Source organism: Archangium sp. Cb G35 (assembly GCF_001896145.1).
GTDB lineage: Bacteria > Myxococcota > Myxococcia > Myxococcales > Myxococcaceae > Archangium > Archangium violaceum.
In genome coordinates this window covers 468,343-480,759 of record NZ_MPOI01000005.1, presented here as the reverse complement: position 1 = coordinate 480,759, position 12,417 = coordinate 468,343, and the positions used below count along the sequence as shown (strand labels likewise).

General features: G+C 66.8%; 8 protein-coding genes. 7 read left to right on the top strand and 1 reads right to left on the bottom strand.

The features are described 5' to 3' along the window. Positions 1-22: 22 nt before the first annotated feature. Positions 23-823 carry a hypothetical protein gene (locus tag BO221_RS18205; protein WP_073561712.1) on the top strand — a complete coding sequence of 267 codons (801 nt, stop codon included), beginning with the start codon at positions 23-25 and terminating at the stop codon, positions 821-823. A 50-nt stretch (positions 824-873) separates the two neighbouring features. Here the strand turns inward: BO221_RS18205 and BO221_RS18200 are convergent, their stop codons facing one another. Next, positions 874-2,289, bottom strand: coding sequence for a VWA domain-containing protein (locus tag BO221_RS18200; RefSeq protein ID WP_073561711.1), 1,416 nt, complete (start codon positions 2,287-2,289; stop codon positions 874-876). A 222-nt stretch (positions 2,290-2,511) separates the two neighbouring features. On the opposite strand from BO221_RS18200, the gene BO221_RS18195 reads away from it, so the two are divergent. From BO221_RS18195 to BO221_RS18170, 6 genes are all read left to right on the top strand, one after another. Beyond that, the gene (locus BO221_RS18195; protein WP_083681140.1) at positions 2,512-4,287 is read left to right on the top strand and encodes a glycoside hydrolase family 88 protein; all 1,776 of its coding nucleotides are present in this window, start codon (positions 2,512-2,514) and stop codon (positions 4,285-4,287) included. A gap of 428 nt (positions 4,288-4,715) precedes the next feature. Continuing rightward, positions 4,716-6,317 carry a radical SAM protein gene (locus BO221_RS18190; RefSeq protein WP_073561709.1) on the top strand — a complete coding sequence of 534 codons (1,602 nt, stop codon included), beginning with the start codon at positions 4,716-4,718 and terminating at the stop codon, positions 6,315-6,317. Positions 6,318-6,369: 52 nt separating this feature from the next. Next, positions 6,370-6,657 (top strand): hypothetical protein, encoded by a 288-nt coding sequence (locus BO221_RS18185; protein ID WP_073561708.1) that lies wholly within the window; start codon positions 6,370-6,372, stop codon positions 6,655-6,657. Between the two features lie 102 nt (positions 6,658-6,759). Then, positions 6,760-8,622: a RiPP maturation radical SAM C-methyltransferase gene (locus BO221_RS18180; protein ID WP_073561707.1), complete on the top strand. Its 1,863-nt coding sequence runs from the start codon at positions 6,760-6,762 to the stop codon at positions 8,620-8,622. A gap of 4 nt (positions 8,623-8,626) precedes the next feature. Further along, entirely contained in the window at positions 8,627-10,909 is a 2,283-nt protein-coding gene (locus tag BO221_RS18175) for a TOMM precursor leader peptide-binding protein (protein WP_073561706.1), read from the top strand. A gap of 16 nt (positions 10,910-10,925) precedes the next feature. Then, positions 10,926-12,386, top strand: coding sequence for a SagB family peptide dehydrogenase (locus tag BO221_RS18170; RefSeq protein ID WP_073561705.1), 1,461 nt, complete (start codon positions 10,926-10,928; stop codon positions 12,384-12,386). The last annotated feature ends 31 nt before the right edge of the window (positions 12,387-12,417 follow it).

Below are 12,417 nucleotides of genomic sequence, written 5' to 3'. Positions count from 1 at the left end.
GGCTCTCGGGTAGGCTCGGGGGATGATGAACCAGAACCCCCAGGTGTGGATGCGCGGAGTCCTGCTCGCCATGTGGATGACGGGCACCCTCGCCCACGCGCACCAGACACCTCCCGGTGAGGTCTACCCGGACGTCCGCCGCTCGGAGCAGGGCTTCGTCGTGACGTACCGCTCGTCCATCGAGGACCGCTACTACTCCCGGCCGTACGGCCTCGATGGAAAGCCCTCGGCCGAGCCCAAGGTCATCCCCGAATCCAAGGTCCCGCCCACCATCCGGACCGTCAACCGGTGGCCCAAGGTCCCGGGCATGTCCGCCGAGACCGAGCAGGCCGTCCTCAAACGCGTCTTCCTCAATTTCGGGACGACCGTCGCCGTCATCAGCGACGGCACGAACGTGGAGTGGATCCACATCACCCACCTGGGCGATGCCCGGCGCTGCCACCTGAAGATCGCCACCCTCGAGCAGCGCTGTACCTGGTTCGGAAAGGTCCTCGATGGCCCCATGGGACTCTCGTTGATCTCCGAGCCGCTGCAGAACGGCTCCGAGCGCGGCGTCTTCTGGATCAACGAGTACTACCAACTGGTGTTCAGCACCTGGGAGACCTATTCCTACGGGCCCGCGCGGACCCGGCTCGTGTGGAATGAGTTCGGCATGGACACGTCGCTGACCTCCGCGGTGAACGGCGACGTGGCCATGGTGGCCGCCCATGTTCCCAACGAGAAGGGGCTGTTCCAGGTCGCGACGTGGACCATGCGTTGGCCCACGCGTCCTGCGGCCCCGGGCAAGGTGCCCCAGGTAACGGGCTCGACCCAGGGCCCGTGACCCCCCTCACCCCCTCCCTCTCCCAGGGGGAGAGGGGTTCTTGGGGTTCTTCAGCGCACCATCAACGCGGCGAGCTTGCTCGCGAGCTCCGCCTCGGTGCGCAGCGGCGCGTCGTCCAGCACCTCCGCCTCCGAGCGCAGCAGCTCCGCCGTCCGGTCCGCCAGCTCGCGAGCCTGCGCCTGCTCGCCCTTCATCCATTTGTCGCAGGCCATCCGGGCCCCCAGGATGAAGTTCGTCAGCGCCACCGTCTTGCGCACCGTGCGCTGCGAGTACCACGCCTCCGAGGACACGAGCGGCTCGCTGCCCTCGTAGCTCGCCGTGAGGGTGGCCGACGTGCCCGAGTTCCCCTCCGCCGCGTTGTAGGAGAACGCGCTCGTCACCAGCTGCTGGTTGGGCGGCACCTGCCCCTGCTCCGGCCGGCTGAGCCGCACCAGCACCGCGCCCCGGCGCCGCGAGAGGAACACCGTGGCCACGTCCATCACCGCCTGGCTCGCCCCGGGATCCACTCCGGGCAGGCCGTACACCGCTTCCACCCGGGAGCCCTCGGCCGGCGTGAGCGCCATCTTCAAGTCGTAGGCGATGGGCGTCACCAGGAAGTCGAAGTCCTCGTCGAACACCTTCCGCGTCCGCTCCGCGTCGCTCAGGTAGAAGTAGTTGGAGCCGCGCACGGCCGACATCTTCGTGACGAGCTCCTGCCCGAACGCGATGTTCACGCCGAACACCGTCGTGTCCCTGCCCTTCTGGGAGTTTTCACGCAGCAACTCCATGAACTCGCCATCGCCCGTGGCGCCCACGTTGGGCATCGCATCCGTGAAGAGGAAGAGCCGCCGGGCCCGTGACGGATCCACCTTCCGCGTGGCGAGCTGCTTGAACCCCTCGCGCAGCCCACATTCGATACACGTGCCGCCCGCATCCTGGATCGTGCCGATGGAGCGCTTGAGCGCCGCGCGATCCTTGACGGGGCCCTGCGACACCAGCGTGCTGACCGAGTTATCGAAGATGACCAGCGAGAGGGTGTCGTTCTGGTCCAGCTTGTCCACCAGCGTGCGCGCGGCGGCCTTCACCGCCTCCATCGCCTCGCCCGCCATGGAGCCCGAGCGGTCGATGACCAGCGCCACGTCGAGCGGCTTGCGGCGGAAGGTGGCCGGGTCCACGCCCGAGGAGAACCCCACCTGCACGAACACCTCCTGACGCCCCGTGTCGAGGGCCGGCGCGATTCCCGTCGCCGTGCTCAGACACAGCACCTGCTCGCAGGGCGGGCCGTCCAGGGGCAGGTCATGCTCCGCGAAGAGCCCCTCGGCGACGAAGTCCTCCGGCCTCGGTATCTGCCCTTGGTCGATCTTCGTCCGAGCCAGCGCGATGTCCTGCGAACCGCCCGGGGCCGCTCCAAAGCCCGAACCACCACCACCACCACAGCCCACCAACGACAAAGCCGCCCACAGCACGGCCAGATGCTTTCGCGTCATGTCTGTCATCCTCCAGGAAAGGGGACCTCGCGCCACAGCAAGTCCCGTTCCGCACGCAAACCCTTGATTTCACGGTACGCGAGCACACGGAGGTTCAGCTCCCCTGACAGCCATGTCCTATCTCGGGGGCGGGTTTGGACATCCGAGCCATGAGAAAACATCACAACCACAAGAGACCCACTCCATCTCCATGCCCACGTGTGGGCTCACCAGGAGAAGGACATGAACAGGGAACGAAGCATCCAGGGACGGAGTGTGCCCGTGTTGGAAAGGACGGCCGCGCTCGTCTGGCCGCAAACCGGACTGGCGTCACGCAGGAAATCCATCCTCTGGCTGTTGGTGGGATGTCTGTGCATGCTCGTGGCGGCTCCAGCCAGCGCCTTCGATGAAGCCGCGGCGGATCGAGTCCTACAAGCCGCCCAACAAAAGCTACGCGCCACGGCCACGAATCCCGCGATCCCCACCACCCAATACCCCAAGGCCACGACCAACGGCCCGTGGAGGACGGTCGCCAACACCGCCAACATCGACTGGGTGCAGGGCTTCTTCCCGGGCCAGCTCTGGCTCATGTACGAACAGGGGAGGGATCCCTTCTGGAGCACCAAGGCGGATGCCTGGACGCGCAGCCTGGAGATCCAGAAGAGCAACCCGGACATCCGTCAAATCACCCATGACCTGGGCTTCAAGTTCATGGGCAGCTTCGGCCACGCGTACCGGCTGACGGGGAATGACACCTACCGGCAAGTGCTGTTGACGGCCGCGGGCTCGCTGGCCCGGCGTTTCAACCCCACGGTGGGCGTCATCGATTGCTGCGATTGGAATGACGGGACCTGGCATGTGCCCATGGTCACGGACACGATGATGGACCTGGAGCTGCTCTTCTGGGCGGCCCGGAACGGAGGTGACCCCGCCTGGAACGACATGGCGCTCCGGCATGCCTTGAAGACAGCGACGGACATGGTGCGCGCGGATGGCGGCACCTTCCACGTGGTGGACTACAGCACCTCGGGCGCCATCCTCTCCAAGGGCACCTTCCAGGGGTTCTCCAACAGTTCCACCTGGTCCAGGGGGCAGGCCTGGGCCATCTACGGCTTCACCATGGCCTACCGGTACACGCGGGACCCCCGCATGCTCCAGGCCGCGCAGAAGGTCACCGAATACTACCTGGCCCGGCTGCCCGCGGACTTCGTCCCCAACTGGGACTTCAACGCGCCTGCGGATCAACAACAGAAGGACTCCTCGGCCGCCGCCATCGTCGCCTCGGCGCTCCAGGAGTTGAGCAGGTATGTCAGCGACCCGGCCGTGGCCCAGCGCTACCAGAGCGCGGCCCTGGCGACGCTCGACAGCCTCGCGTCCCCGGCCTACCTGGCCCCGGCCACCAGTGCCTTCCCCGGCATCCTCCTGCACGGCACCGCCTTCTACAAGACGGCCATCAAGCCGACGGGCGAGGACATCGACAAGAGCCTCATCTACGGGGACTACTACTTCGTCGAGGCGGCGAGCCGCTTCAAGCTGTGGAACCAGGGAGGATGGCTCTCGACGCTCGGCTTCCCCGAGAGCGTGCGGGGCCTGGGCACCGGCAATACCGGGGTGCGGCTCGTCGAGTTCGACGTGACGCCGCTCAGCAAGCTCATCGACGGCGTCATTGGCTATGCGGACACCTCGACCAATGTCACCGCCTACACCAGCCTGGCCATGAGCATCCGCATGAACCCGAGTGGCTTCTTCGACGTGCGCCGGGGCGGAGCGTACGCCGCGCTCGCCAGCGTGCCCTACCAGGCCAACACCACCTACCACGTGCGCATGCGGACGGACCTGGGTGCGAAGACATACAGCGTCTGGGTGACGCCTCCCGGTGGCAGCGAGGTGCTCATCGCCGACCGCTTCGCCTTCCGCTCCGACGCGCCCCCCACCGATGACCTCGGCAAGGTGTCGCTCAAGAGCGGCCACTTCGACAACGAGTTCCGGGTCCGCAACCACACCGTCCGGGCCCCCTGAGCACTGACATGCGCCCCACCAAGGACAGACAAGGGTTGGGGCGCATGTGCCCGGCAAGAGATGCCCACGAAATGTCGGGCATCCAACAGGCAAGCCATCATCAATCGATGAACGCATACGAGAAGGCTTGAGGCCAAAGATACCTCGACGGACCATCACCGGCCTTGTCCATGCGCATCTCGCGCCGGACCGGGGAAGCCATGAGCCAGCGGCCAGGTCCACGGAGCACGCCAATCATCAAGCCGCCGGTCCTCGCGCCTGGGTGCCCCCCGGAGGAACGTCCGCAGTGGCTGCAATCGCCGCCGGTCCGCTCACACAAGCGGTGCCTGTGGATCTCCGCGGAGGCGAGCTTTCGCGGCGTGCCGAGCACACGTCCACCCGCCCTCCCCCGCTGGAAGACATCGCTCCGCGAGTTCAAGAGCTTGTCGATGCCGCTCGGCTTGATGACGGCGATCAACTACTTCCCCCAGTCCTGGGAACACCGGCTGATCGACGAGCGCATCGGCACTCCTGTCTGTGAACAGGACCTGGAGTGGGCCGACATCGTTTTCCTCTCGGGCATGTACATCGAAGCCCGGCGAGCCAACGAGATCGCCATGCACGCGCGGCGATGGGGCGCCATCTCGGTCATCGGTGGGCCTGGCGTCATCCTCAATCCAGACCTGGCCGCGAGCTTCGACATCGTCCATATCGGCGACCTGGGTGATCGGACCTACGAGCTCGTCCAGTGGCTCGACGCCAACGACGACCCTCCGCCGTGGCAGATCCGTTTCCAGACCAGCGACACCATCCCGATGGATTTGCAGCCGCTGCCGGCGCTGGAGAAGATCGACACCCGCCACTACACGTCCGCGATGGTGCAGTTCCAGAAGGGTTGTCCATACCTCTGCGAGTTCTGCGACATCATCGAGATATTTGGCCGGGTGCCTCAGTCGAAGTCGCCCGAGCGCTACCTCCGTGAGCTCGACCTGCTCTACGACACCGGCTGGCGCGGGCGGGTGACGTGTGTGTCCGACAACTTCCACGCCAATCCCAAGACCGCCCGCGAGATGTTGCGCGCCATCGCCGGCTGGCAACAGCGCCACGACTACCCATTCCAATTCGACACCGCCGCGACCCTGGACGTGGCCGACCGGGAGGAACTCCTCGGCCTGTACCGCGACGCGGGTTTCAAGGTCCTCGGGATTGGGATCGAAAGCTCGGAAGTGGATACGCTGCTGCGCATCCAGAAGAAGCAGAACACCCGTCATCCGGTGGCCGAGTCGATCCGCAAGATCAACGCCCACGGCATCGAAGTCGCGGGCTCTCTCATCCTCGGGTTCGACACCGACACCCGCACGTCTGGCGCTGCCCAGGTCGCGTTCGTGGAGAGCGCGAACATCGTCCTGATTGGCATCACCATGTTGACCGCGCTGAAAGGCACGCAGCTCTATCGCCGCATGGAGCACGAAGGGCGGCTGCGGCCGGAGTGGCCGTACATGCATTACAAGCTCGGCCAGGACGTGGTGCAGCAGATGTTCACCGAGACGGTCGAGGGGCTGTACGAACCCAGGAGCATGCTGCGGCGATTGACCTACCAGGTCGAGCACGTGCGCCCCAAACAGCGGGCCGCGAGCCGTTCCGGGCTGGCATCCGCATGGCAGTCCCTGGGTGAGACGGTCTCGCGTCGGCTGGGCCGGCCCGCCAGGATGACGCTCGATAGCCGTGGACGGCCTGCCCCGGTGCAACCGCCCGCGTTCCGGCTCCCGGAGCACCTCACGGGCGGACTGCTCGCCATGTGGAAGCTGGGCGTCGTCTGGAAGGATCGCCCACACTATTGGAAATACATACGAGCGTGCGCACGGCAACGCGACCTCAAGAGCGCCTTGCTGAGCCCCATGGCGGTCGCTCGATTGCTCGACGCGGTGCGAGCGAACCGGAACGAGGCCTCCGAGCCACGGAACCCGGTCGCACCGGCCGCTGAAAACCCCCCCGGGGAGACAGAATTGCCCGCGAGCCTCGAGCAGGGTTCGTTGGCGAGAACACCGTGACCCTGGGCCCCAGCTGTCTCACCACGCAGCACCCCACGAGAGGAGCAGCAGCATGGATTTCTGGCAGAGTCTGGGCAAGGCATGGGCGCAGATCGTCGCGAAGACCTGGACTGATGAAGCGTTCAAGAAGCAGGTCGAAGCCGATCCTGTCGCGGTGCTCAAGCAGTATGGCGTCGATGTCACCGGCAAGGTCGATATCAAGTTGCTGCCGAATACGGCCACCGGCATGATCGGCCTGCCGCTGCCCGCGAAGCCCGAGGGTCTGGGTAATCAGAGCTCGCGCCTGTGGGCGGAAGGTGGCACGCAGTTCTGCAGCACCTGTAGTACCTGCAGCAGCTGACCTCACCCGCCTTCCCGAGTGCACGCGAGCCTGGGTAGTGTGTACCAGGCCTCGCGTGCACGCGCGGCGTCATCAGCGCACGAGCTGCGCACCTGCGGAGCCATGGTCGATACCCTTCTCATCTGCCCGCCGTTCTCGGCGCTCGATCGTCCATCGCTCGCTCTGCACCTGCTCCAGGCGTGCGCGCGCGACGCTGGCTTCGACGTCCGCATCCTGTACGCGAACATGCGGTTCGCCGCGCAGATCGGAGTCAAACGCTACGATACCATCGGCTTCGCGGCGGCAACGTCGCTCGTGGGCGAGCGCATCTTCGCCGCCGCCGCCTACGGCCTGGAGCCGCTCGGACAGTGTCCGGCCGACATGTTCGATCCCAACCTCCTGGTCGGCAAGAGCCGCTCGATCGCGTTCGAGCACCACTCGGGATTCCCCATCAGCCTCGAGGAGCTGTATTCCATCGAAGCGCTGGCCGCGCCATTCGCGGACGCCATCGCCCGGATGGTGGTGGAAGCCCGGCCGAGGATCGTGGGATGCACGACCTGCTATGACGAGACCGCGGCCAGCATCGCGATCCTCAAGCGCATCAAGGCCCTGTCGCCCGGCATCATCACCATCATCGGCGGCTCGAATTGCGAAGGACCGATGGCCGAGGGCATCGCCAGCCTGTCGCCGGCCATCGATCACGTGTTCTCAGGCGAGAGCGAAGAGTCCTTCGTGCGCTTCTTGCGTGCGGTCGCGGCGGGACAGGTTCCCCGCGACCGCGTGCTGCGCGGCACGCCGGTGCGGCGCATGGATGACCTGCCGACGCCGCGCTTCGACGACTACTACGAGCAGATGGCGGCTCACCTTCCGGACAGTGTGCACGGCAGCGCCATGGTGCTGCCCTACGAGAGCAGCCGCGGGTGCTGGTGGGGCGCGGTCCATCACTGCACCTTCTGCGGCATCAGCGAAGAGGCCATGGGGTTTCGCGAGAAGTCCCCCGAGCGCGTTCTCGAGGAGCTCGGCGAGTTGCTGAAGCGCCACCCGGAGCCGAACGTGTTCATGGTCGACAACATCATGCCGCGCCGGTACTTCCAGACGTTGATTCCGAGGCTGGCGACCGCATTCCCGGGCTTGCGACTGTTCTACGAGCAAAAAGCCAACCTCCGTCTCGAGCACGTCGTCGCCCTCGAGCAGGCAGGAGTCCACGAGATCCAGCCCGGTATCGAAAGCTTCTCCAGCCAACTGCTGCGGCGCATGGACAAAGGAGTCACAGGGCGGCAGAACGTCGCGCTCCTCCGCTACGCGCGGGCCGTGGACATCTCGGTGCTGTGGAATCTCTTGTGGGGGATCCCCGGCGAGACCGCCGATGAACACGCGGAGATCGCGGCGCTCTTGCCGCTGCTCCGCCACCTGCCGCCGCCCAACGGCCTGGTGCACGTCTCCATCGACCGGTTCAGCCCGTATTTCGAGCGGCCTGAGAAATACGGAATCCGCCGCATCGAGCCACTTCCTTCGTACACCTGGACCCTGCCGGAGCATGCCGACGCGCGTCAGGTCGCGTTCCACTTCTGGGGCGACTACGACAGCGCGCTATACGATCAGCCCACGCTGCTGCGCACCCTGTATGACGAGGTCGCGCGGTGGATCGAGGCCTGGCGCGGAGCCGACAGACGGCCGGCCCTGACCATCCAGCCAGTGTTTGGTGACTGGTTCCTGCTGACCGACACACGGGGTCTACCCGGTCTCCCGGAGACCGAGGTCATCGAGCGCTCGAAGGCCCTGGCCGCGCTCGTGACCCAGCCCCTGGATAACGCGCTCGAGGCCGAGTGGGCCATGGCCAGGAAGGTGGCTGTCCCGCTGGAGGGCCACCTGGTCGCCCTCGCCGTCGCGCCCGCGGCGCTGTTGCAACAGTTCGAGGCCCAAAGCCGTCGCGAGCACTCGCGTCCGGAACAGGCGGGCCTGCCTCTCGTGTCCGCCGAAGGATGATGGCATGTCGAATCGACCAACACTCAAGAGCTGCTACGACGCTCACGTCGTGGACGAGCACCATGTCCTCCTGCTCGCCAGGAATGGCACGGAGTTGCTCACGGGCCGGGCGTACGCCTCTGTCATTCCACTGCTCGACGGCACACGGACCGTGGACGATCTCCTGGGCTTGCTCGCGCATCGGGTGCCGGCCGCCGAGATCTTCTACGTGCTGGCCCGGCTCGAGAACATGGGCTTCATCCGGACGGCACCGCCAGAGACCACACCCGCGGTTGCCGCCTTCCTGGAGACGTTCGGCGCGGATGCCGACGTGGGTGCACGGCGCCTGCGCGGCGCGCACGTGCCCATTCACTCGCTGGATCCGTCAGCACCACGGGAATTATTGATTTCGGCGCTGTCCAGCCTCGATATCCACGCCAGGCCAGCCACCGGCGGAGTCGCACTCACCCAGGAGCGCGGGCTCTCGGTGCTCCTCGTCGAGGATTATCTGGACCCCAGGCTGGACGCCTACAATCGCGGCTTCCTCGCCCACCAGACGCCGTTCGTGCTGGCCAAACTGCACGGCCCGAGCGCCTGGCTCGGTCCGGTGTTCCGCCCCGGGCACACGGGCTGCTGGCAGTGCCTGGCCGCGCGCCTGCGGCAGAATCGCGTCATCGAGACATACCTCGAGCGCCTCCATCAGCGGCCCCTCCCCCGTCCGTATCCGCAGGCCACCGTGCCCCCGGTCGCGGCCGCCGCGGCCCATCTGCTCGCCACCGAGATCGTCAAGTGGCTCGCCCTCGATGGAAACTGCGCGCTCGATGGCAGCCTGATCTCCCTCGACTTCACCACCCTCGCCACCGAGCGCCACGCCCTCGTCCGCCGGCCCCAGTGCATCGCCTGTGGTGCCGGCGAATCCTGGCGCACCCGAGCCCCCGTTCCCTTGCGGCCACGCAGCCAGCCCAAGGCCTTCACCCAGGACGGCGGATACCGGGCCTGCGCTCCCGAGGTCACCCTGGCCAGGCACGCCCACCAGGTCAGCCCGATCACCGGTGTCATCGCCACACTGCACGCCGCCTCATTCGCCGATCCATCGATCGCTCCCGTCTACATCTCGGGTCAGAACACGGCCATGATGAGCGACTCGCTGTCGCTCTTGCGCACCAACTTCCGCGGACAGTGCAGCGGCAAGGGCAAGACCGATACACAGGCCAAGGCGAGCGCGCTGTGCGAGGCCATCGAGCGGCACTCGGGCGTGTTCCAGGGAGACGAGATCCGCGTCCGCCACAGCTACCGCGAGCTGGGCGAGCGAGCCATCCACCCCAATACAGCCATGTGCTTCAGTGACTCGCAATACGCCACGCGCGAGGCCTGGAACGCGAAGCAGCTCAAGATGAATCACGTCGTCCCGGTACCGTTCGATGAGAACGCCACCCTGGAATGGTGCCCGCTGTGGTCCCTGACCGAGGAGACCTTCAAGTATCTGCCGGCCTCGTACTGTTACTACGGCTACCCCGAGCCCGCCCGTTCGATGCCGTGCCTGTCGGACTCCAACGGCTGCGCGGCCGGCAACTGCATCGAGGAAGCCATCCTCCAGGGATTCATGGAGCTGGTCGAGCGCGATAGCGTTTCCCTCTGGTGGTACAACCGTGTCCGGCGCCCGCGAGTGGATCTCGACTCCTTCGACGAGCCGTACTTCGCCGAGCTGAGGGCCTACTACCGCTCGCTCGGACGCGATCTGTGGGTGCTGGATCTCACCACGGATCTCGGCATCCCGGCGTTCGCCGCCATCTCCGCCAACACGCACGCCCATCCGCAAGCGATCACCCTGGGATTCGGTGCACACCTGTCACCCAGGCTGGGCATCCTCCGGGCCATCACCGAGGCCAACCAGTTCCTCCCACTGGTTCTCGAGCGCGACCGTGCGCCGGCCAAGGTCCGCCCGAACGAGGACGAGGTCGACGCGTGGCTCAGGGAGGCCACCCTCGACGCGCACGACTACCTCGTACCGGCCACGGACCTCCCGCCTGTCCGTGCAGCCAGCCATCCCACCGAGCACCGCGGCGATCTGCGCGACGACGTCGAGGCCTGTGTGCGCATGGCAGCCAGACACGGGCTGGAGACGCTGGTCCTCGACCAGTCGCGGCCGGACATCGGCATGCACGTCGTCAAGGTCGTGGTGCCCGGGCTCCGGCACTTCTGGCGGCGGCTCGGTCCGGGCAGGCTTTACGACGTGCCCGTCAAGCTCGGCTGGTTGCAGCGCCCGCGCCACGAGCATGAGCTCAACCCTGTCTCGATCTTCTTTTGATCGCTCCCATGGAGTCATGACACCCATCACCAGGAGACCCGGAGCATCGCTCAAGCTGTTCTTTGGCCCCGGCGTTTCGGTCGTCGAGCTGGCCGAGCAGCAGCTCGCGATTCGTGGAGCGGGCTGGCAGTTCGTGCTGCGCCAGGCGTCTCGCGGGCTGGGTCACGCAGTGCGCGCGCTGGCGGGCGCGGGCGCGACCCGGGAGGAGCTGGCTGACCATCTCCTCGAGCACGACGGCCCCGCGGCGCTCGCTCGGCTGTATTACCACCTCGATGAGTGGCGAGCCTCCGGCGTGCTCGGAGCCGTGGCCGCCAGCTCCACGGGCGCGCTCGCCACCCTCGCTCCACTTCCCGTACCCAACCCATCGGGCCCCCTCCAGACAGAAGAGCCGGCTCCGGACATCCCCTATGTCCTGTCTCCATTCGCGTATCTCAGGCGCGTGGATGACGAGCTGATGGTCGAGAGTTCGACGACTGGCGCACGCATCCTCCTCCACGATCCGCGTGCGCGGCTCCTGTGCATGGCGCTGATCTCGGCGCACACACGCGATGCACTGCCGCACGCGGCGTGCGGCCTGTCGAGCGACGAGGCCGAGGACCTGTGCGCACTCCTGCACCAGGCGCGGATGCTGGTCCCAGCCCGGCCCACAGGTCAGCCCCAGGACGAGCACGACGAGCCGCTCGCGAGGTGGCAGTTCCACGATCTCCTGTTTCATACCCGGAGCCGCATGGGCCGGCACGCGGGAGGATATGGCGGCACCTTCAGGGGCGCGGCTCCCGTCCAGCCGGTGCCTGCGCTCAAGGCGCCCATGTCCGAGACCGCGGTGGACCTCTACCGGCCGGACATCGAGCGCCTGAGCGCTGATGACATCTCATTCACGCGGGTGCTCGAAGCCCGCCGCTCCCGCCGCGAGTACGGCGCGTCCCCTCTCACCGAACAGGAACTCGGCGCCTTTCTCTATCGCGTCGCGCGCGAACGGGCCACCGCCGCCGGCGAGAACGGGGTCTCGAGCGATCGCCCATATCCCAGCGGTGGCGCCAGCTACGAGCTCGAGCTCTATCTCAGCGTTGCCTCGTGCGGACAGCTCGCGGCCGGGCTGTATCACTATCATGCGGGCGAGCATCGGCTGTATTACCTCTCGCCCATGACGCCCGACGTGCGCGCATTGCTCGAGGACGCCGCCCGCGCGCTCGGCCGCCATGAACCGCCCCACGTCCTGATAACCCTCGCGGCGCGGTTCCCGCGCGTCTTCTGGAAGTACGAGTCCATGGGTTACGCCCTCATCCTCCAGAATGTGGGCGCCCTGTACCAGACCCTGTACCTGGTCGCGACCGCCATGGGCCTCGCTCCCTGCGCGCTCGGCGGCGGAAACCCCGACACGTTTGCCCGGGCCTCTGGACTGGGCCGCTTCACCGAGACCTCGGTGGGAGAGTTCGCGCTGGGTTCGTCTCCCCGTCCCGGGCCGGCAAGCGAGTGACCCGCTCCCCGGGGGGGCGGGACTGAACCCG